This window comes from Terribacillus sp. DMT04 (assembly GCF_019056395.1).
Lineage (GTDB): Bacteria > Bacillota > Bacilli > Bacillales > Amphibacillaceae > Terribacillus > Terribacillus aidingensis_A.
The window spans coordinates 942,222-963,557 of sequence record NZ_CP077639.1; the positions used below are offsets into that span (position 1 = coordinate 942,222).

General features: G+C 41.8%; 25 protein-coding genes. 19 read left to right on the plus strand and 6 right to left on the minus strand.

Going from position 1 to position 21,336, the window contains the following annotated elements; all coding sequences use genetic code 11:
* Window positions 1-204: 204 nt before the first annotated feature.
* The 5 genes from KS242_RS05140 (at window position 205) to KS242_RS05160 (ending at window position 4,545) form a co-directional block, all read left to right on the plus strand.
* The gene (locus KS242_RS05140; RefSeq protein ID WP_217323291.1) at window positions 205-480 is read left to right on the plus strand and encodes an Atu4866 domain-containing protein; all 276 of its coding nucleotides are present in this window, start codon (window positions 205-207) and stop codon (window positions 478-480) included.
* Window positions 480-1,211 (plus strand): SDR family oxidoreductase, encoded by a 732-nt coding sequence (locus KS242_RS05145; protein WP_217323292.1) that lies wholly within the window; start codon window positions 480-482, stop codon window positions 1,209-1,211. The genes KS242_RS05140 and KS242_RS05145 overlap by 1 nt, the downstream gene beginning before the upstream one ends.
* 370 nt (window positions 1,212-1,581) lie before the next feature.
* Window positions 1,582-2,466 (plus strand): pyridoxal 5'-phosphate synthase lyase subunit PdxS, encoded by an 885-nt coding sequence (gene pdxS, locus KS242_RS05150; protein ID WP_217323293.1) that lies wholly within the window; start codon window positions 1,582-1,584, stop codon window positions 2,464-2,466.
* Window positions 2,467-2,483: 17 nt separating this feature from the next.
* Window positions 2,484-3,074: a pyridoxal 5'-phosphate synthase glutaminase subunit PdxT gene (gene pdxT / locus KS242_RS05155; protein ID WP_305852600.1), complete on the plus strand. Its 591-nt coding sequence runs from the start codon at window positions 2,484-2,486 to the stop codon at window positions 3,072-3,074.
* A 175-nt stretch (window positions 3,075-3,249) separates the two neighbouring features.
* Window positions 3,250-4,545 (plus strand): aldehyde dehydrogenase, encoded by a 1,296-nt coding sequence (locus KS242_RS05160; protein WP_217323294.1) that lies wholly within the window; start codon window positions 3,250-3,252, stop codon window positions 4,543-4,545.
* Between the two features lie 237 nt (window positions 4,546-4,782).
* Here KS242_RS05160 and KS242_RS05165 read toward each other — a convergent pair whose 3' ends face one another.
* Window positions 4,783-6,243, minus strand: coding sequence for a MocR-like pyridoxine biosynthesis transcription factor PdxR (locus tag KS242_RS05165; protein ID WP_217323295.1), 1,461 nt, complete (start codon window positions 6,241-6,243; stop codon window positions 4,783-4,785).
* A 230-nt stretch (window positions 6,244-6,473) separates the two neighbouring features.
* Between KS242_RS05165 and KS242_RS05170 the strand changes: the two genes are divergently transcribed.
* A complete protein-coding gene (locus KS242_RS05170) occupies window positions 6,474-6,872 on the plus strand; it encodes a hypothetical protein (protein ID WP_217323296.1) in 399 nt (132 codons plus the stop codon).
* 48 nt (window positions 6,873-6,920) lie between these two features.
* On the opposite strand, the gene KS242_RS05175 is transcribed toward KS242_RS05170, so the two are convergent.
* Window positions 6,921-7,466 (minus strand): TetR/AcrR family transcriptional regulator, encoded by a 546-nt coding sequence (locus KS242_RS05175; RefSeq protein ID WP_217323297.1) that lies wholly within the window; start codon window positions 7,464-7,466, stop codon window positions 6,921-6,923.
* A gap of 229 nt (window positions 7,467-7,695) precedes the next feature.
* On the opposite strand from KS242_RS05175, the gene KS242_RS05180 reads away from it, so the two are divergent.
* Entirely contained in the window at window positions 7,696-9,873 is a 2,178-nt protein-coding gene (locus KS242_RS05180; protein WP_217324073.1) for an MMPL family transporter, read from the plus strand.
* Window positions 9,874-10,317: 444 nt separating this feature from the next.
* On the opposite strand, the gene KS242_RS05185 is transcribed toward KS242_RS05180, so the two are convergent.
* Together KS242_RS05185 and KS242_RS05190 are read right to left on the minus strand one after the other, a co-directional pair.
* On the minus strand, window positions 10,318-10,737 hold the full coding sequence (locus KS242_RS05185) for an organic hydroperoxide resistance protein (RefSeq protein WP_217323298.1): 420 nt from the start codon (window positions 10,735-10,737) through the stop codon (window positions 10,318-10,320).
* 1 nt (window position 10,738) lies between these two features.
* On the minus strand, window positions 10,739-11,179 hold the full coding sequence (locus KS242_RS05190; protein ID WP_217323299.1) for a MarR family winged helix-turn-helix transcriptional regulator: 441 nt from the start codon (window positions 11,177-11,179) through the stop codon (window positions 10,739-10,741).
* A gap of 161 nt (window positions 11,180-11,340) precedes the next feature.
* On the opposite strand from KS242_RS05190, the gene celB reads away from it, so the two are divergent.
* The 5 genes from celB (at window position 11,341) to KS242_RS05215 (ending at window position 14,569) form a co-directional block, all read left to right on the plus strand.
* Entirely contained in the window at window positions 11,341-12,651 is a 1,311-nt protein-coding gene (gene celB, locus KS242_RS05195; protein ID WP_217323300.1) for a PTS cellobiose transporter subunit IIC, read from the plus strand.
* A gap of 168 nt (window positions 12,652-12,819) precedes the next feature.
* The gene (locus KS242_RS05200; RefSeq protein ID WP_217323301.1) at window positions 12,820-13,398 is read left to right on the plus strand and encodes a hypothetical protein; all 579 of its coding nucleotides are present in this window, start codon (window positions 12,820-12,822) and stop codon (window positions 13,396-13,398) included.
* Window positions 13,399-13,482: 84 nt separating this feature from the next.
* Window positions 13,483-13,770 (plus strand): hypothetical protein, encoded by a 288-nt coding sequence (locus tag KS242_RS05205; RefSeq protein ID WP_217323302.1) that lies wholly within the window; start codon window positions 13,483-13,485, stop codon window positions 13,768-13,770.
* A 173-nt stretch (window positions 13,771-13,943) separates the two neighbouring features.
* The gene (locus KS242_RS05210; RefSeq protein WP_217323303.1) at window positions 13,944-14,120 is read left to right on the plus strand and encodes a hypothetical protein; all 177 of its coding nucleotides are present in this window, start codon (window positions 13,944-13,946) and stop codon (window positions 14,118-14,120) included.
* Entirely contained in the window at window positions 14,102-14,569 is a 468-nt protein-coding gene (locus KS242_RS05215; protein WP_254391817.1) for a GNAT family N-acetyltransferase, read from the plus strand. The genes KS242_RS05210 and KS242_RS05215 overlap by 19 nt, the downstream gene beginning before the upstream one ends.
* A gap of 31 nt (window positions 14,570-14,600) precedes the next feature.
* Here the strand turns inward: KS242_RS05215 and KS242_RS05220 are convergent, their stop codons facing one another.
* Window positions 14,601-15,602, minus strand: coding sequence for an STAS domain-containing protein (locus KS242_RS05220; RefSeq protein WP_217324075.1), 1,002 nt, complete (start codon window positions 15,600-15,602; stop codon window positions 14,601-14,603).
* Between the two features lie 202 nt (window positions 15,603-15,804).
* Window positions 15,805-16,653: a YitT family protein gene (locus KS242_RS05225; RefSeq protein ID WP_217323304.1), complete on the minus strand. Its 849-nt coding sequence runs from the start codon at window positions 16,651-16,653 to the stop codon at window positions 15,805-15,807.
* Between the two features lie 207 nt (window positions 16,654-16,860).
* Here KS242_RS05225 and KS242_RS05230 point away from each other — a divergent pair, with 207 nt between their 5' ends.
* From KS242_RS05230 to KS242_RS05260, 7 genes are all read left to right on the plus strand, one after another.
* A complete protein-coding gene (locus KS242_RS05230; protein ID WP_217323305.1) occupies window positions 16,861-17,859 on the plus strand; it encodes an acrylyl-CoA reductase family protein in 999 nt (332 codons plus the stop codon).
* Between the two features lie 122 nt (window positions 17,860-17,981).
* Complete coding sequence (locus KS242_RS05235; protein WP_217323306.1) at window positions 17,982-18,122, plus strand: hypothetical protein; 141 nt, start codon at window positions 17,982-17,984, stop codon at window positions 18,120-18,122.
* A gap of 119 nt (window positions 18,123-18,241) precedes the next feature.
* Entirely contained in the window at window positions 18,242-19,108 is an 867-nt protein-coding gene (locus tag KS242_RS05240) for a GAF domain-containing protein (protein WP_217323307.1), read from the plus strand.
* A gap of 473 nt (window positions 19,109-19,581) precedes the next feature.
* Window positions 19,582-19,998 (plus strand): GNAT family N-acetyltransferase, encoded by a 417-nt coding sequence (locus tag KS242_RS05245; protein ID WP_217323308.1) that lies wholly within the window; start codon window positions 19,582-19,584, stop codon window positions 19,996-19,998.
* Window positions 19,999-20,034: 36 nt separating this feature from the next.
* Window positions 20,035-20,217, plus strand: a complete 183-nt coding sequence (locus tag KS242_RS05250; RefSeq protein WP_217323309.1) for a DUF4177 domain-containing protein — start codon at window positions 20,035-20,037, stop codon at window positions 20,215-20,217.
* 2 nt (window positions 20,218-20,219) lie between these two features.
* Window positions 20,220-20,699, plus strand: a complete 480-nt coding sequence (locus KS242_RS05255) for a GNAT family N-acetyltransferase (RefSeq protein ID WP_254391818.1) — start codon at window positions 20,220-20,222, stop codon at window positions 20,697-20,699.
* A 22-nt stretch (window positions 20,700-20,721) separates the two neighbouring features.
* Window positions 20,722-21,264, plus strand: coding sequence for a nucleotidyltransferase family protein (locus KS242_RS05260; RefSeq protein WP_217323310.1), 543 nt, complete (start codon window positions 20,722-20,724; stop codon window positions 21,262-21,264).
* Window positions 21,265-21,336: the final 72 nt, after the last annotated feature.

Sequence of the window (21,336 nt, forward strand, 5' to 3'; positions counted from 1 at the left end):
AATGTTTTTTTACTCTGGTTCTTCATATTATATTTTTTATTGGAGGATTAGGGAATCATCATGTAGCTTTCGAATACCCCTCATTATCCGGAACAATTCATAATGAAATTGTGGTCAGAAAACTTTGTGGCGGGAGGATGTTTCTGGTTATCGGCTCTATTATTATTAAAGTATCATTCTTGATCAGTGAAAGGAGATAGTGTAATGAAAAATGAACATAGAAATGCTCATCCTTATATCGGCATGTGGGTAACGGCAGACGGTCATATTCGACATGAGTTACTTCCAAACGGACGTTACGATGAAGCCCGCGGTAACCGCAAAAGTGCCTATCAAGGCTGTTATACGATGAAAGGCGATCATATCGAATATGTCGATGATACAGGTTTTACTGCGGACGGGGACTTCATCGACGGGGTACTATACCATGCCGGTATGGTGCTCAAGCGGGAAGAAAACAGGGAAGGGAGCAAGAAATGATGACATTACTTCGTGGGAAAGTGGTTGTGATTACTGGGGCAAGCAGCGGGATTGGTGAAACGGCAGCACGGCTTCTTGCAAGACAAGGAGCTCATCTTGTAATTGGGGCAAGACGAGTGGAGAGACTAGAGGCACTCGCTTCAGATATTCGGGCAGAAGGCGGTATTGTAGCAGTTCAACAGCTTGATGTGACAGATTTGGAACAGATGCAGGAGTTTCTTAACAGAGCACAAAGTCGTTTCGGTCGAGTGGACGCTGTTATCAACAATGCTGGTGTGATGCCGCTCTCTCCGCTGGAAGTTTTGAAGATTGAAGAATGGAACCGAATGATAGATGTCAATATTCGCGGAGTACTGCATGGCATTGCTGCAGGGCTTCCGGTTATGAAAGAACAAGGATTTGGGCATTTCATTAACATAGCATCTATCGGCGCCTATGAAGTGAGTCCTACAGCTGCTGTTTATTGCGCGACTAAATATGCCGTGCGCGCCATATCAGAGGGATTACGACTAGAGACTGCGGGGCAAGGCATCCGCGTGACGCTCGTATCGCCAGGTGTAACAGAATCAGAACTAGCGGAAAGCATTACAGACAACGAGGCAAGAGAAGTTATGAAAGAATATCGGCGTATTGCACTGCCAGCGACGGCGATTGCCCGCGCTATTATATATGCGCTTGAACAGCCAGATAACGTTGATGTAAGCGAACTAGTCATTAAACCGGCCATTTAAGAAAACGAAAGCGGCAGGGTAATAGGCAGGCTTTTTGATTTCATAATTAATACGGCGATAGTTAGAACTCCTTCTCTCTTACGCTCTAGTGAAAACAAAAGTCAAAGGGTTTTCCTCTAAACTAAAAACACCTTTAGTTTTTAAACGGATTGTTATCCGAAATAAAACCTGGAGGTGTTTTTCTATCGGGAAAAGCTAATCCCTAAAAAAGCAATGGAAGGACCAGATTATTAGAAAAAACAGTACATAGCTGGTCTATAAATGCCTTGTTACATTGTTATACTCTTCTCTTGCGTGTTATACCCCATACCTATGTACAATGTACCTATCAAACTTTTCCGACAACGGAAAAAGAGCAGGGGGAGTCAACATGGCAAAAACAGGTACAGATTTAGTCAAACGAGGTATGGCAGAGATGCAAAAAGGTGGCGTCATAATGGATGTCGTAAATGCTGAGCAAGCGAAAATTGCAGAGGAATCTGGTGCAGTAGCGGTTATGGCGCTAGAGCGTGTTCCTTCTGATATTCGTGCTGCTGGTGGTGTTGCGCGGATGGCCGATCCGACAATTGTAGAAGAAGTAGTAAATGCTGTATCTATTCCTGTCATGGCAAAGGCTCGTATCGGGCATATCGTAGAAGCTCGCGTATTGGAATCAATGGGTGTGGATTACATAGATGAAAGTGAAGTACTCACCCCAGCAGATGAACAATATCATTTGAACAAGCGTGATTTCACAGTACCATTCGTATGCGGAAGCCGTGACCTTGGTGAAGCTGCACGCCGTATTGGAGAAGGTGCTTCCATGCTGCGAACAAAAGGGGAGCCAGGAACAGGCAATATTGTCGAAGCTGTTCGGCACATGCGTATGGTGCAGTCGCAAGTTCGCAAATTGACTTCCATGGATTTGGATGAAGTAATGACATTTGCGAAAGAAATAGGAGCGCCTTACGAAGTATTGCTTCAAATCCGTGAAGCTGGCAAACTTCCTGTTATAAACTTTGCTGCTGGCGGTGTTGCAACGCCTGCTGATGCGGCTTTGATGATGCAGCTTGGAGCAGATGGTGTCTTTGTCGGATCTGGTATTTTTAAATCTGATAACCCAGCGAAATTCGCTAAAGCAATTGTAGAAGCAACAACACATTACCAGGACTATAAGCTGATTGCTGAACTTTCCAAAGGACTTGGCACACCGATGAAAGGTATTGATATTGCTAGTTTATCTCCTGAAAACAGAATGCAGGAGCGCGGCTGGTAAGGGAAGGAGATCAAATCATGAAAATCGGTGTTTTAGCACTTCAAGGTGCAGTAGCGGAGCATGCGCGAACAGTAGAAGCTGTTGGTGCCGAAGCGGTTCTAGTGAAACATGTGGAACAGCTAGCTGATTTGGATGGATTAATTTTGCCTGGCGGTGAAAGTACTGCGATGCGCAGACTGATTGATCGGTACGACTTCTTGGAGCCGTTACGCGCTTTTGGAGAATCAGGTAAGCCAATCTTCGGGACTTGTGCCGGGATGATCTTGTTGGCAAAACAGATTCATAATCAAGCATCCAGTCATCTTGGTTTGATGGATGTGACGGTCGAGCGAAATGCTTTCGGACGACAGGTGGACAGCTTTGAAGCAGACCTCGCCATTAAAGATGTGGGGGAGGACTTTCCAGCAGTATTCATTCGGGCTCCTTATATTCTTGAAGCGGGAGATGGCGTCGAGATATTAAGTGAGAATACAGGACGCATTGTAGCGGCGAGAGATCGTCATTATTTAGCAACAGCCTTCCATCCTGAGCTGACGGAAGATACGAGATTAATGAGCTATTTTTTAAGAATGGTAGAAGAGGCGGCTGGGAAAGTAGCGCATCGTTAAGAAGAAGATCTCCAGGGATCTTCTTCTTTTGTTTACCCTGCGATTCGTATCTCTTGCAATATGTTATCCAGTGTAATATATTTTTCCTCGGCTAATCATTGAGCTATCAATTAATTATATATTGCAAGATTTGCTAGTTTTACTAGATGTACCTAATTTGCAGAGGAGACTTACCATGGAGAACTATCAAGAGCTTTTAAATAAACAGCGTATTTTCTTCAGAAGCGGCAGAACGAAGGATGTACAATTTCGGATAAAATCGTTACAAGCGTTGAAAGATCTTATTCAAGCACATGAACAAGCTATTTTGGATGCTGTAAAAGAAGATTTGAACAAGTCCGAGATGGAGGCAAAGCGCGCAGAGGTTGGTTTAGTAATAAGTGAAATCAACTTCACGCTGGATAACATAGAATCTTGGGCAGAAACGAAAGAGGTTCCAACAGCCGAATCACATGCGGGTGCAAAAAGCTTTATCCAGCCGGAACCCTATGGCAGTGCACTCGTCATTGCGCCATGGAATTACCCATTCCAGCTAGCCGTATCACCATTAGTAGGCGCGATTGCGGGCGGAAATACAGCGGTGTTAAAGCCATCTGAACTAACACCAAAAACATCAGCCGTTCTGTCTGGTCTTATTAATGACCATTTCCCAGAAGAATATCTGCATGTTGTAGAGGGAGAAGTGGAGACGAGCACGGCGCTGTTAAAAGAAGACTTTGATTATATCTTTTTCACAGGCAGCACAGGTGTCGGTAAGATTGTGGCAGAAGCAGCAGCCAAGCATTTAACACCAGTAACACTTGAACTTGGCGGAAAGAGTCCGACGATTGTCTATAACGATGCGAACTTGGATGAAGCAGCGCTCCGTATTGCGCGTGGTAAATTTGCTAATGCTGGTCAAACATGTGTTGCACCAGACTATCTATTAGTCCACAGTAGTGTAAAAGATACGTTGTTAGCTAAATTGAAAGCTGCTATCGCAAGCATGTACGGCGAAAACATTGTAGAAAACCCTAACTTTGGTCACATTGTAAGTGCCAGACATTTTGACCGTCTCAAAGGCTTCTTGGACAATGGAACAGTGGTGACAGGCGGACAAAGCAATCGCGATCAACTAATCATCGAACCAACCATTTTGGATGCTATTTCTTGGGAGGACCCGATTATGCAGGATGAAATTTTCGGACCTATTTTGCCAGTGATAGAATACAGCGATACATCCGATATCATCAACCGTATAACAGAGCGGCCAAAACCGCTTGCGCTTTACTTATTTACAGAAGATGAGGCGTTACAAGATGAAATCCTAGCTAACATTTCATTCGGCGGCGGCGCAATAAATGATACGCTCAGCCATATGACATCTCATTACTTGCCATTCGGCGGAGTCGGAGCAAGCGGAATGGGAGCATATCACGGAAAAGCAAGCTTTGATACGTTTTCTCATTATAAGAGTATATTGAAGCGTTAAGATGAATGAAGAAATTAGAAGAGGAGTCAGTCGTGTTGGACTGACTCCTCTTTTGTATGTATTTAATCGAAAGGTTCTGCTTAAATTTATCTGCTCCCTATTTTAAGTTAACTGACTAATTTCATAGCGAAGAGCTGAGGGACTGAATTTAACAACGTTATAAAAAATCTTCACAAGGCAGTAATTTGCTTTATTTTTGGATTTAAAGCTATCTGTTTAGGGATAGCTTTGAACTTATTAGAATGTAGGCGAAGAGGTGCTTGCTGGCTGCATCGCCCGCATAATCTCACAAAGAATCATAACACCATCTTGCAGCAATTTCTCATTCGCGTAGGAATAGCTTAGCCGTAGCGTGCTGTGTTCATTTTCAATTGCAAAACAAGCAGAGCCGGTCAGGAAAGAAACATGACGCTTATTCGCTTCGTATAATAGAACATTACTGTCAATCCAAGCGGGCAGCTGGATCCATACATTCAGGCCGCCTTTTGGGATAAAGCATGTCACGCCACTGGGTGCATGCTCTTTTAGAACGGCCAATACAACATCGCGTCTGCTTTTCAAGGCAGCTCGCAGCCGCTTAAGATGCTGTTCCATCTTTGCAGAATCTACAAGCGGGACGATTACCTTTTGTGTAAGCAGCGGGCTGCCAAGGTCCATGTTGGCCTTGGCGGCATATAAGCGTTTAAAGATAGAACCAGAAGCTGCTAACAAACCGATTCGGCATCCTGGTGCGATTGTCTTGCTCAAGCCTTTTAAATAGATAATATGTCCGGACTTATCCAAAGATTTTATAGGTAAGGGCGGTTTTCTGTCGAAATAAATATCACTAAAAGGGTCATCCTCCATAATTAAGCAATGATGGCTTTCAGCGATATCTAACAGTACTTTCCTCCGCTGAAGGGGCATGATTGTGCCCGTAGGATTATGGAAGGTCGGTGTCGTGTAAATAAGCTTCGGGTTATGTTTTTCGCATAAAGCGTGGAGCATGTCGACACGCATGCCATTTTCATCAATAGGAACTGTCAAGATAGTAGCACCACGGCTGCGAAAGACATCAATAGCACCTGGGTAAGTAGGGGCCTCCATAATAACCACATCGCCAGGACCGACGAAAGTACGAGCGACTAGGTCAATTCCCTGCTGAGACCCGCTCGTAATCAGCAGATTCTCTGGCGACGTCTCAATCTTAGATTTCATTAGATTTTGAACCATTTTTTCTCGTAGGACAAGGTCGCCCTGAATACCGCCATATTGGGAAAGAATTCGTGGGTTTTGCTTGAAAACTTGTTCAATTAATTGATCCATATATTGGTTCGGGAACAAAGCTGGATCAATTATAGAGGAAGAGAAATGGTAACTCGCATCAGAATCTTGAAATCGCGCATATTGGGAACGATGCAAATAATCGGGGATGCTTAATTGCCAGTCAAAATTCTGTCCCGTACTGCTTGTCTCTGGCTGAAGCTGCGTTTTTACATATGTGCCTCTTCCTTTGCTCAATTCAATAAAGCCGTCTTCCTCTAACTGTTTATAAGCTTTCATTATCGTAACAAGGCTTACCTCAATATCTTTTGCCAGCTGCCGAACGGTTGGCAGCTTTGATCCGCTTGGCAATAAGCCAGAGCGAATTTTATCTACGAAGGACATATAGATTTGCTTCGAGAGGGGAATAGCTTCGTTTTTATTAATTGTAATCATCTAATCTATCTCCCATGTGTTATAGCTTGTTATAGTGGAACTAGTATAGCACGGTTTTTGTATATGATGTGAGATGTGAAAAGGGGCGGATGTACAAGTGACAGAAAAACACTATCTTGCAGTTAACAAAAGATTGAAGCAAGGAAGTTATGGAAGAAACGAAATCTGGCTGCCCAGTGAAGAGGTAAATGATGAGATGCTAAAGACTAAAGAAAATTTATTTCGCGCAAATGCAGGAGATAAACAAGAAGAAATACTGGCTCATCTGCAAGACAAGAGAAGATGCAGTAGGTATTGCGATTAAACGGCAAAAAGAGATGTACATCCCGCACGTTGAGAATAAGTTTATTTACGAACTAGATTGCCCGGATGATAGGCTTGCTTATAAGATTCTGTTTCGGTTTATAGAAGAGAATTTGGATTTTGGCGATAAGCTGAAATTGTATACGTGCTTGGATGGAGAAGAAGAGAAGCCAAGAAATGAATCCTATGATACGGAAATCCTATTGGAAGAAGGCAGGTTTATTTCTGCAGAAGCGGAGCGCTTTTTCAAGGAGGATAATCGCATAGAAAGTTTAGCGCAAAAATTCCAGTGGTATGATCGGCAATATGTTGTGATAAGCCGTTGAAAAGATCGAGAATGGTAAAATCATTCTCGATTTTTTTTGCTTCTTCATTCATTCCTTTTTCAGCACCGAACCAGGCAGAACAGCAGTAATATTGGCAGCGATAGATTGCGGAGATTCTTTTAAATCATGTTTAAACCAATCTGTAATAACGCTGAACATCCCGCCTGCGACGAACAATACACTGGCTCGATCCATATCTTTGTTGAAGAATGCATCTGATTGGGCTAGTTTGTCGATGGCATAAATAAAGTAATCCAGCAGTATGCCAGACATATTTGTATCTATTTGGCGTTTCAATGCGGTTGGATTGGCAGCCAATTCTTCCATCATATTCGTAATCACATCGCGGATATCTTTATAAGGAGTTGGTATTACATGTCTCTCAATGAGGCTTTTTACGGTAACTTCAACATTGGCGTTCATAACATCGTAAATAGAGTGATAGTACTTGTAAAAAGTAACGCGTGCTACACCTGCTTTCTTGCAAATATCAGTGATAGTAATATCCTCTAAATCATTTTCTTCCAGTAATTGACTGAGTGCCTCCATAATATATTGCTGTGAATACAAACTATCTTGTCTGGATTTTCTCAAAAGCTAACACTTCCCGTCTGTTTGTTCGTTTTATGCTCAATTTATCACAAGATGATTGAAGAATCTTAACACGATAGTATACTTACAAATGTAAGTACAAACGTTAATTTTATTTACGGGTAAGTGTAATGGAACGCATAACATGTGTCAATTTAGCTGTGAGAAGCAGCAGCGTTTGCATACGGAAACGTAACTGTACTTCAAACAACTACAACTGGAGGAGATTGAAATCGCAAAGCTTTTATATAAATTAGGAGAATGGGCAGTAAATCACCGCAAAACAATTGTGTTTGGTGCTTTAGCTTTACTTGTTGTATTAGGACTTGTAACAGCAAAGATGGGCACTGCATTTAATGAAGATTTGTCTATACCGAACACACCTGCTGAAGAAGCTAATGATGTGCTGCGGGATGCCTTCCCAAATGCAGAAGCAGGAGCACAAGTGCAAGTTGTGTTCAAAGCGCAGGATGGCGAAACCCTTGATTCAGAAGAGGCGAACACAGCTATTACAGATATGCTGAATAGCATTAAAGAAGATGATACTGACGTTGTATCTGTTGCAACACCGGCTCAGCTTCAAAATTTAACAGAAGATAAAACAATTGGCTATGGTACAGTAACATTTGAGAACAAAGCAGAGGAAGTAACACAAGATTCTATCGATAATATTACCGATAAAGTGGAACAAACAAGAGACGCAGGCATTCAGACGGAGCTGACTGGGGATGTAGAGTTTTCAGGTACACATCTCGGAGCCGGTGAAGTTGTAGGGATTGTGGTTGCTTTCCTTGTATTGGCAGTCACATTCACGTCCTTCTTGGCTGCAGGTATGCCAATTCTATCTGCCCTGATTGGATTAGGAATCAGTTTGCTGACTATCGTGATTGGATCTAATTTCTTTGATATTCAGAATGTATCCTTATCTTTGGCGGCGATGTTAGGGATAGCAGTTGGTATTGATTATGCTTTATTCATTATGAATCGCTTCAGACAACAGCTGGCAGAAGGACATACTGTTAAAGAATCTGTGGCTATCGCAACTGGTACATCCGGAAGTGCGGTTGTATTCGCAGGTATCACAGTTATTATTGGTTTATTAGGACTGGCAGTTACCGGTATCCCGTTCTTAACGGTGATGGGAATTGCGGCTTCTATCAGTATTTTACTAGCAGTTTTAGTATCGATTATTGTTTTGCCGGCCGTACTGGGAATGCTTGGTTCCAGAATAGCTCCTGCGCAGGGCAATTCATTTTTAAAGAAAATCACAGGATATAAAGAAGGGAAAACGAGTAAAAATGTGTGGGGTAAGTTTGTTACAAGACGCCCATGGCTGGTTACAATTCTTGCTGTAGCTATATTGCTAGTCATTACGATTCCGTTTACACACATGGAATTAGGTCTCCCAGATGATGGAGTAGCAAAACAAGAAGATACAACAGAACGACAAGCATACGATATACTGGCAGAGGCTTACGGGAAAGGCTATCATGCATCGTTAATCGTTGCAGCAAAGAACGAAGCAGCTGAGAGTGCTGAACAAGTACAGCAAGATTTACAAGCGTTCAATCAAGATGTCAGTGAGCTGGACAATGTTAAAAGTGTTACACCGCCAATGCCGAATGAAACAGGCGATGTGTTTATTATTAATGTAACACCTGAAACAGGACCAAATGATCAAGAAACAAAAGATATAGTAAACGAAATTAGAGACATGTCTGATGAAGATATTGAATTTCTTGTTACCGGTACTGCCGCTGTTAACATTGATATAGCGCAGAAACTGAACGATGCACTGCCTATCTTTGCATTGCTTATAGTCGGACTAGCGTATGTACTGCTAGTTCTTGTATTCCGCTCTATTCTGCTGCCGCTAAAGGCTGTTCTAGGATTCTTGCTTTCTATCGGAGCTACATTAGGATTTGTGACATTTGTTATTCAAGATGGAAATTTAATCAATTTGTTTGGATTCCCAGGCGAAAGTCCAATCTTGGCATTCTTGCCGATTATTGCAATTGGTATTCTTTTCGGTTTAGCGATGGACTATGAAGTATTCCTTGTTAGTCGTATGAGAGAAGTGTACTCGAAAACACATGATCCTAAAGAAGCGATTCTCGCAGGTATGCGGGATAGCGGGAAGGTAGTCGTTGCTGCAGGATTAATTATGATATCCGTATTTGTCGGATTCATGGTCACTCCTGACGCTATGATAAAGTCGATCGGTATGGCACTTACATTTGGTGTGCTGTTTGATGCCTTTGTCGTTCGCTTGACGATTGTACCAGCTATTATGTCCTTAATGGGTAAAGCAGCTTGGTATATGCCGAAATGGCTGGATAAGATTTTGCCGAATATCGATGTAGAAGGAGAAGCGCTTCTTCATAACAAAGAAAAAGAAAAATCAAATTGAGTAAAAGAAAAGACGTTCCAGAGGGAGCGTCTTTTCTTGTTGTTTATGTTTACTACAGGCATGTTGAATTTTGGTGCTAGTGTTGAATATAAATTTCAAATTGCTAAGAAGTTACAAGTCGTCAATTAAATTAAAGAAAAACAGGTCCGCATTTGAGCTGGAGATAAGGTGGAGAAAAAACTTAATGAAGCAGAAGAAAAAGAGCTGAATAAAATGGCAAATACTTAAGGTACTGAACTTCTTGTGCCCTGACTTTGTCATAAGATCGTGTTTTACCAGGAATCATGCAGTATCTAACAGAAAAATTAAAAGGACTTAAATAAAGACAGCCTCTTCATGCTCAAACCGCCGCTGCGCATAATTAAAAAACCAAACGACGCCGATGTATTGCGTTATCGTTTGGTTTTTCAATTTAGCTAATTTTTTTGTCTCACCACGTTCCGTTTAGGAAGCAATGGTCAGCTGTACGTCTATGTTACCGCGTGTAGCGCGGGAATAAGGGCAAGTTTGGTGAGCAAGTTCTACAAGCTCTTCAGCTTGTTCTTTTGAAACACCTTTGAGAGTGATGACAAGCTCAACTTCCAATCCGAATCCGCCGTCTTCTTCTTTGCCAATGGCTACGTTTGCAGTGATTTCTGTATGTTCGGGTTTTACACGTTTTTGTCTAGCAACTAGGCCTAAAGCACTTTCAAAGCATGCTGCATATCCCGCGGCGAAAAGCTGTTCAGGGTTAGTTCCTGCTTCACCTGCTCCTCCCAGTTCCTTCGGTGTACGAACATCCAGTTTCAAAATTCCATCTTCAGAAGCAACGTGGCCATCACGTCCTCCTGTAGCAGTAACGGCAGTTGTATATAGAGGTTTCATTTTACATATCTCCTTTTTGTAATTGTTTTGTGATTCCATGCAGTTGTTCTAGCAGTAAATGGTAAGTATCTTTGTCTAGGTTAAGCTCGCTCCAAATATCAGCTACAGAACAGGCTGCGTCAACTTTCAATGCTTTACCTTTTTCCGTAAGTTCTACATAAACGCGGCGTTCATCAGGTTTGTGTCGATTTCGCAATACCCAACCAGCTTCTTCAAGTCGCTTAAGCATAGGAGTCAGAGTTCCAGAGTCAAGCTGCAGTTCTTGCCCTAGTTCGGTAACAGACCGATAATCTTGATCCCAAAGCGCTGAAAGAATAAGGTATTGCGGATACGTAATGCCTTGTGGAGCAAGTTTGTTGCGATACGCTTTAGCTACTTCCTTTGAACAAGCATACAAAGCGAAACATAATTGTTGATTCAATGGCAGAGTTTCTACTGACAAGGATGGCCACCCTTTCTATATAAATTGTGCACAATATAATTTTACACAATTTATATAGAAAAACAAAAGATATGCTTGTACTTATTATTTGGGCGGATAATCCATCATCAAATTGTAAGCGTTTACATAAACTGCTGTAATTCAGATAAGGGGGTACGATGATGAGCAAAGTAAACCAGTTCTTAGAGGAAAAAGTTATGCCTGTCGCTGCAAAGGTAGCGCAGCAGCGACATTTGAACGCATTACGTGACGGTCTTATTTTATCGATGCCGCTAATTATAATTGGCTCGTTCTTTTTAATACTTGCGAACTTTCCTATTCAGTCTTATATGGATTTCTTAGCAGAGAGGCCGCATCTGAAAGAAAGTTTGCTGTATCCATATCGCGGTACATTTGAATTGATGACGCTGATTGCCGTTTTTGGTATTGGTTACCGGCTTGCCGAATCTTATAAAGTTGATCCGCTGGCTGCGGGTGCTGTTTCTTTGTCGGCTTACTTTGTCGGTACACCGTTTGTTACGTACGTGATCGGCAAGACCCCGGAAGGAGCAGCTATTACAGAAACGGCGTACCAAACAGCGATGTTTACTAGTAAAGGGTTATTTGTCGGGATGCTGATTGCATTAATGTGTACAGAGATTTATCGGATTATAGTACAGCGAAATATCGTCATTAAACTGCCAGACGGTGTACCCCCGGCAGTAGCTCGCTCCTTCACTGCGCTGATACCGGGATTCTTCGCCATCATGGCTGTTTGGCTGCTAAGACTGTTGGTAGAAAATGTTGGCTCCTTTGGAAGCATTCATAATGTTATTACGATGCTGCTCCAAAAGCCGCTCACTTCTGTCGGAACGAGTCTTATTGGAACAATGATTATCTTCCTTTTAATTACGTTGCTTTGGAGTACCGGGCTGCATGGGGCAACAATTGTCGGCGCTGTCACAGGTCCGATTTGGCTGACATTGACAGCAGAGAATGCGAAGTCATTTGAGCTTGGCGAACCAGTTCAGCATATTGTGACAAATGAGATTAATGATATTGTTTTTATCGGCGGCTCGGGAACAACGCTCGGTCTGGTGCTTGCCATGCTTCTGTTTGCAAAAAGTCAGCAAATGAAACAGCTGGGCAGACTTAGTATTGGTCCAGGAATCTTCAATATTAATGAACCGATATTATTCGGAATGCCCATTGTTATGAACCCGCTTTTAATTGTACCGTTTATTTTTACACCGCTTCTATCTGTTTTGATTACGTATCTCGCCATGGACTGGGGTCTTGTCGCGAAGCCAATTGGTATCGTACCCCCTTGGACGATGCCGCCTATATTGCAGGGATACTTAATAACTGGCAGCATATCAGGGGCAATTTTACAGTTGCTTATTTTAGGATTGTCGTTTTGTATCTATTATCCATTCTTTCGCCTTTGGGACAAACAAAAAGCAGCGGAGGAAGCAGGGGAAGGAGAGCAGTAATCTGCTCTTTCTTCTACATAGAAGCAGCGTAATCTGAAGAAGTGTGAAAAGAAAAGGATTGTGGAATGTTATTTAAAGATATCTTTCAATATAGAAAAATTGAAAAACATGCAGGAAAATCAGTTTGTCATCGAGAAAGAAATAAAAAAAGGCTATAGGAGGGGAATTATGACGACGTCTTATGAAGAATTAGTAGCGGAAATGGAACGTATTTCAACAGTGATTCAAAAGTTCCCGGAGAATCTGCAAGGAAAGGTTTTCGATATTATGGTCAAAAGCTATCTTGGCGATCAAACGTATGAAGCTGCCACTATGGAAGAACCAGAGCCTGAGCCGGTACAGCATATTTCGGTAGTTGACTCCAATCGCGTTCAACCAATTAAGAAGCGTCCTATTCGCCGAAACAAGGACTCCTATAGCATGGTGAAGGATTTAGACTTACTCGGTAAGACGGGAGTAGAGCCATTCCGTGATTTTCTGGAGCGCTATGAAGTGAATTCAAATATCAAATTCAACACGGTAGCAGTTTATTACTTGAAAAATGTTCTGCATATAGCGGATGTTACCATAGATCATATTTACACATGTTATAAAAATGGAGAACGGAAAGTACCTGGCAACCTAAGACAAAGTATTACCGACACCTCGAGTTCTAAATACGGCTATATTAATATGAGTGATAACCATATTACACTGAGCGTTCTTGGGGAGAACTTAGTAGAATTTGAGTTAAAACAAGAAGCTTAAAGTAGTTTAAAAGAAGCGCAAACAAGGAATATACAATTTAGAGCACGTTACTGAAACACACAAATGAGTGGAGGGAAGTAACAAATGAAGAAATCAAACATTGGATTAATTGCAGGTGGAACCGTCGCAGTAGCCGCAGCAGCAGGTACCTTTTCTTATTTAAAAAAGAAGAAAGATGAGCCCAAGGTAAATGGATCAAATCTTCAAGATAAAGAACGCGAAGACAAGAAGCCGAGCCCGGAAGCAGATTTTGAGCGAGAAGAAAGAGGCTTGACTGCACTTGATCACGCGTACAAGGAAGAGTGGGTCGCAAACACGCTCTCACCAACGGAAGAAGATATTAAACGAGCAGAAGAAAAAGCGAACAAATGAGAGAATCCCGGCTGATGGCCGGGATTTTTTTGTTACATAGCTTGTAAATAAAAATAGCGTACGAAAGTTTTCGGATCTAGGATAGATTAGATTTACTTTTATATTCTCCCTGGTGTACACCTGGCTTTGAATCTATAATGGAATTAACTTACATAGACTAGAAGGAGAAATAAATGACGATTGTATCCTTATATACCGTCGCAATTTGGGCACTTACTGTCCTAGCTTTAATAGGCGCAGTAATTGGTGTTTATTTAGTATCTAAGTTATTCAACCGGAGAAGGCAGCAGCAAATGATAAAAGAATGGCAAGCAGAGAAGGAGACGCAGAAATGGCAAAATACCAAATGACGCTGATGACACAGAGTGAGGCAGAACATATTGCAGCTGAGTGGAAGTATGATGGTATGTATCATTTTTATAACCTAGATCAAGATGAGGAAGATTTAGCGTTGTTTTTAGACCCAAAAGCGCGGAAAGATAAGGTGTTCGCTGTAAAAAAAAGAGAGGAGCTTGTTGGGTTTGCCGAAGTAATGATGGAAAACAACATAGCAGAAATTGGATTTGGCATGCGTCCTGATCTGACTGGAAAAGGTCTTGGGCATGCATTTGTTTCTTTCTTGGTGGATACCATTCAAGAGACATACAGTCCCGACAGTATTACACTTGCAGTCGCGACTTTCAATCAGCGGGCAATCACCTTATATAAGAGAATTGGATTTCAGGAGACAGCTCGTTTTAATCAGGCTACAAACGGCGATGTGTTTCCGTTCGTTCAAATGGTTTTACATACAAAATAACCCTATCACTTTTGTGTGATAGGGCTTGTGCTTACATAATCCTTTTACCCATTTGTCCCAAAGCATAATGAATACCGTGCTGCAATGTTTGGAAACAATCAAAAGCGTCTAACGAAATTCCAGAGTTGGTGATTTCCATGCCAAGCTCTGGCGAGATGCCGACTAGCAATGTTTTCGTTCCAATCATGGAAGCGGCAGAGCCTACTTTGCTAATTAAGTTTGCCGTGTACTTGCTAATATCATTATCTAGTCCTGTTAAATCGAGCAGAAGATAATTGGCTTTGTATGCTGGGAGATTCTCCAGCGTTTTGAATAGTAGCTCTTCAGAGCGTTCTTCATCATATGTTCCAATCAATGGGACTACAACAACGTGATCAAGGACAGGAATAATCGGTGAGGATAAGTCACGGACGAGCTTCTTCAGTTCCCGGGTTTTATCTTCGACGATTGCTTCTAGCTCTACTATTTGGTCTTGTTCTTTTCTTCGGGACAATTGATGGATATTCTCTGTGACGGTAATATCGGAAGGGAAGTAACGGATGATTGTACTTTCGTAACCTTCCAATTGATACCGTTCCACTTTGTACCATATATTCGTTCCGAACATCCCGCTGAAAATCCCGGCATAATGGGCAGGCAGGAAGGAGCCGCCTTCTGTTTTACCTTGCGAAACATTTAACTTATGTTCCCAGCTGTCAATCAGCTCAGCTGTTAAGGTGAATTTATCCGGATCAAGATCTTTAATGGCTGTCTTGCCCCAGCCGGCAGAAGCATATGTATTCGTAATTAATTCAGCAGCTTCACGCAATCCAACATCCGGCTTGTTTTGAAAGTACTCGCCGACTACAACGCCTTGGCGGTAACCGGTTGTTTCGAAAACAAGGTTAGATACCTCTTTTCCAGATATTTCTTCTATGGTATCAAAAAATGCCCGCATGGCACTGGAGATCCAAAAAAGTACTGCATCTTCGTTCTCGTAAGTGAACCTACCCTTATCCAGTTCCCAACCGAATTGAAGGCCACCAATGTTCATCTTCTCCAATGGCTCCGAACTCCTTTTGTGCAATTAAATTTAAATGTCCATATACTATTATAAATTGTCTATATGTTGAATGCCAGTTTTACCTTACATTAGGTAAATTTGTTGAATGCCAAAGCAGCTTTACGTGTATTCCTGCTGCAGAAATATAAAAAACAAAAAGCGCACCAAGCAGGAGATAGGTGCGCTTTTGCTGTTATTTTGAAATATCCATAAAACCTTCGCCGAATACATCGCGCACGTCATATAACGTGATGAAAGCGGAGGAATCAATCGTTCGAACAATACGTTTTAAAGGAAGCAACTCTTGTTTATTAATCACAACGTACAAAATTTCTTTTTGATTCTGCGTATAATAGCCGCGTCCTTCTAGTAGGGTAACACCGCGGTCAAGCTGTGTTGAAATCGACTCGGCGATGGTGTCTTTTTGATTGGAAATAATGAAGACAGCTTTTTTGGGATTTAAGCCTTCAATAACAAACTCCATCACCTTCGTAGCAATATAAAGCATGATGACGGTGATCAGCAGTTTTTCAGTGCCAATAATAAACCATGATGCTGCTACGACAATTAAGTCAAAGAATAGTAAAGCAAAGCTTGTGTTCCAATCTAGGTATTTGTTCGCAAGCCGCGCTAGAATTGCCGTTCCAGCTGTTGTGCCGCCCACTTTGAGTACCAAACCGATGCCGACTCCGGCAAATAAACCGCCAAACAAAGCATTAACGAGTACTTGGTCAGAAGCAATTCGCCAGCTTTCTGTAAGATGCAAGAAAAATGAATTTAATATAATGACGATGATCGTGTAGTAAATGGTCTGTTTATCTAAAAAACGGTATCCTACTATAATGAGAAAACCGTTAATTATGAGATTCACAATACTCGGAGCCCAGCCAAGTGCGTAGAACAAGATAATTGTTACGCCCGTTACGCCGCCTTCTCCTAGTTCACTGGGAATAGCAAATACGTTTACTGCCAAAGAAAATATGAATGAACCAGCTATGAGGAATACCAGGTCACGGAGAAATCGCTGTTTTACTTGTTTCATCTGATAACCCCCTTCTAAGTTGTTTTTTCACTGATGAACCACGAGATTATATCATACTAGCAGATGACTTACTATATTACTTGACAAGATTTTTAATAGAATATCAGGAAGCTGAAAAGGGAAAGGTATCAAAGTATCCTTTATAGTGCACATGAATTGTATCTAATTAGGAAAACAACTAGTATGAGTAGCAGGAGGTAATGCAAAATGACAGATACTTTTAAAGCACTAGTAGCAGATAAACAAGCAGATGACGTTTCAGTTCAGGTGAAGAATCTAACGGTAGACGATTTACCTGAAGGCGAAGTATTAATTAAAGTTCACTATTCGGGGGTTAACTACAAAGATAGTTTAGCTTCTATAGCGAATGGAAACATTGTAAGAAATTATCCGATGGTTCCGGGGATCGATATGTCCGGAGAAGTAGTTTCTTCTGAAGATGAACGCTTTCAGCCTGGTGATCATGTAATTGCGACAAGCTATGAAATAGGTGTGAGCCGGTATGGCGGATACAGTGAGTTCGCTCGGGTACCAGCCGAATATATTGTAGCGTTGCCTGAAGGAATGACAACAAGAGAAGCGATGATTATTGGTACAGCAGGATTCACTGCAGGACTCTCTGTTCAGCGTCTATTGGAAAATGGATTAGATAAAGAGAATGGACCTGTCCTTGTCACAGGTGCAACTGGCGGTGTAGGCAGCTTTGCTGTAGCGATATTGAACAAACTTGGCTTTGAAGTGGAAGCTAGCACAGGCAAGGCGGAAGAAACAGAATATCTACAGGAACTTGGTGCTGCGCGCGTGATTTCTCGCGAAGAAGTTTATAATGGAGAGGTAAAGCAGATTGCGAGCCAAAGATGGGCAGCTGCAGTTGATCCTGTTGGCGGAGAACCGCTTGCATCTTTGCTGACACAGCTGAAGTATAATGGCTCTGCTGCGGTTAGCGGTTTGACAGCCGGCACAAATGTACCAACATCTGTAATTCCATTTATTTTACGCGGTATCAATTTGCTTGGCATAGACTCTGTGTATTGTCCGAAGCCAACCCGTGAAAAGATCTGGCTGCAAATGGCGACAGCTTTTAAACCGGGTGATATGGAAAGCTTCGTATTGAAAGAAGTAACTTTAGATGAGCTGCCGGAAACGTTGCCTCAGTTACTGAAAGGGCAAGCTCGAGGTCGCTATCTTGTTCGTATTGCCGATTAAAGTTATGTGACAAAACTGTGTCACTAAGAATATGAACGGTTTGTGAACATCGTCACAAAAGGGTTTCCCTCTCCTGCGCTCTCATGGCATAATCATGACAAATGATTAGGAGAGGTGCAAATATGATCTACCTATTAGGAATCATTGCAGTCGCATGTATTATTGGCTGTTTCGCAATTTGGATGAAGATGGTCAAACAAGACGAGCAAAAATTCGCAAACGAAGCAGAAAAGCTGACACAATCATATAAACAAGCAAATTAAACGATAGAAGCACGCTGCATAGACAGCGTGCTTTTTTTGTTGCTAGCATGGTTTTAAAAAGAATGGTTTAGGGTAAAGGAATGATATTCGAATTTATCAATAGGGAGAAAGGTACATAAATGAAAACAGTTACAGAAATGACAAAGCGGGTCAAGTTATTTCATAATTTTGATGAAGCGGCGCAAGGTGTACTGAATATGATAAGTGAATTCGTAAAAATCAATACACTGTTCATCGCCAAAAATGATAATGTGCGTAATCAAATTGTCAAAGTCGTCAATCAAGAGGAAGAGCTTATACGGGAAGGAGAAACCCTACCTTACAATGAAACATTATGTAAGCTAAGTGTTGATCATGGAGAAGATATATTGATTATTTCCGATTTAGCAGAAAGTGAACTGACACAATCACTAGATATAGCGAAGGATTTAGGCGGCGGCAGCTTTATTGGCATTCCTATCTATTTTGAGAATGGCGATAATTACGGTACGATTTGCGGATTGGATAAAAAGTCGTTTCCATTTACAGAAGAACATATACGTTTATTCGAGACGATGGCATCACTTTTAACTTTTGTGCTGGAACTGGATAGTGCCAATCAGCAAATTAAAAATCTATCGGCTCCCTTTGTGCCGATTACCTCTGGAGTAGCTGTCTTGCCAGTGATGGGATTTATTAATGAAGTTCGAGCGGAAAATATCATTCAGCTAGCATTGCAAAAAAGCCAGGATCTGAATTTGGACTATCTGGTTATTGATCTATCAGGCATTTCGCAAATAGATCATGTTGTCAGCAATTCGCTGCTGAAAATAGCAACTTTACTAAAGCTTGTTGGTGTAACACCTATACTGACTGGCTTTCATCCAGATTTAGCATTAAAAGCTCGTTCACTGCAAATGGAGCTGAAGGATATTATGATAGAAGCGAATCTGGAGCGTGCACTGAATAAGATAGGTTTAATAGTAGAAAAGCGGGATACTGTATAAAGAGGCTGGGTCATAACTGCTTAAGCTATATAAAATCCAAACAATACTGCAATTAAAAGCAGTATTGTTTGGATTTTTTTGCATTGTAAACGAATATGAGAGTATCGCTTCGGAAATACACTCCGCTTTCCTGCGGGCGGCTGGGAAGCCTCCGTGTATTTCCTACGCTAATTCTTGTTATGATGACCCTTACTAGTGTAGGCAGGATACGTAGACTCCTCGAAAATAAAAAGCGATTTTCTTGTCGGCATCTAATTCAAAAGCCATTCTTGTCCGACGATGACAGCTAGATTTGGAAAGCAGCAGCTGTCAGAGGGCTGCATTAAAAGTATGGATCTAGTCATCGTTTGCTTTTAGGATCAATTGATCTTGTTTTGTCCCAACCGCTTTTGTTTTGTGTCATTCATCATTCCGAAGTTAATGGTAAAATTAGGAGGTGCTTAAAAAACTGCCGGAAGTAGGGGGAGACAGAAGTGGAGATTAAACAAACGAGCAGTGAAGAGGTAAGAAATTTTGTTCGGGATCAGGTGATTACTTACAACATGCAGCAGCTGCCAGGCGAAAAAGGGACAAAAAAGGAAACAACTGAATTTACCATACAAGATGAAAGTGGCGATATTACTGGCGGGGTTACCTGTACCTTTTACTGGCATCATTTGCACATTGATTTTCTGTGGGTTGAGGAAACGAAACGACATAGCGGATACGGAACCAAGCTTTTAATGAAGGCAGAGGATTTTGCCCGAAAAAACGGTGCTAGATTGATAAAGTTGGATAGCTTCAGTTTTCAAGCGCCTCATTTCTATCAGAAACACGGCTATTCTGTTTACGGCAAGCTAGAAGATCACCCTGCCGGTCATACACAGTACTATTTAGTGAAAAGACTTTGAAAACGTATATAAGAGTAGCCGAGGAGGATTTTATTTATGATAACATACGCATTTGAGACAATTGAAATGAAGAGTTTTACTGGAAAAATGAAAAACGATTACCGGAAAACTGTGCAGGAATATGCACAGAAAGGATGGCGGTTGCACAGTATGAATCCCATTCCTGGGTATGACGGAATGGCTGCTAGTATTGAGCTGATATTTGAAAGGGAAGCATAAAAGTGCGGAATATAAAAGTTAGAGAAATCGAAGAAAAAGATAACTTGCTTGTAGAGCGGCTGATACGAACATGCTTAAAGGAATTTGGTGCAGACAAACCTGGAACAGCATGGAGTGACCCAGATTTAGGCCGATTTTATTTTCTTTATCAGCAGTCGGGTTCGAAATATTGGGTTGCTGAGGAAGATGGACGTATTGTGGCGGGTTGTGGTATTGGGCCTGTCGCAACGCATGAGGATGTTTGTGAGCTGCAGAAAATGTATGCAGCAAAAGAGCAGCGCGGAACAGGTATTGCCGAGAAGTTGCTTGATACAGCTCTTACCTTTGCAGGGGAACATTATAAACAATGCTACTTGGAAACGTTGAGCAATATGCATGCTGCCAATCGCTTTTACCAGAAGCAAGGTTTCCGGCAGATGGACAAACCGCTGAACGAATCAGAGCATTATGCATGTGATGTTTGGTATATAAGAAATTTATAATCAGCAGAAAGAGGGTGGTCGTTTGCATTTTCAGCCGGTTATAAAACTGCTGGAGGAGCATGAGGTGCCCTATAGCATTGGCGGTTCGCTGCTTTTATTTCTAAAAGGACTGTCTGTCCAGCCGAATGACGTGGATCTGTTGGTAAAGCCAGAGAACTTTTCCCAAGCGAAACAAGTGCTGCAAAAACGAGCCGTTCAAATAGAGGATAAGCCGCCTCAAGGACGTTATATAACAAAAGCATGTACTACTTTTACCATGTTGGATAATATACAAGTAGATTTGATGGCCGACTTTGCTGTTACATATGAAGACGCTCTTTTCCGGATGCCTTTTACTGCAGTTAAGGAGCAAACGACTGCTGGTATATTGCCGCTTGGCAGCATGGAGGCTTGGTCTGTGATATACTGGCTGCTACCAAATAAGGAAGCAAAACGGAAGCTGATGGAGCGCTATTTCCAATTACATGGTCTTTCTAACCGTCACATTCTAGAGGAAGCGCGCAGGATAGGTATGCCGGCAAAAGCGGACCATGCAATAGGTAAGCTTCTGAATAAACGTAATTAAAATAGAGAGTATCCCAATGAAAATCCCTTTGTGAAGGGATTTTTTTGTTTGTTAACAAAGCTGTGACAGTTA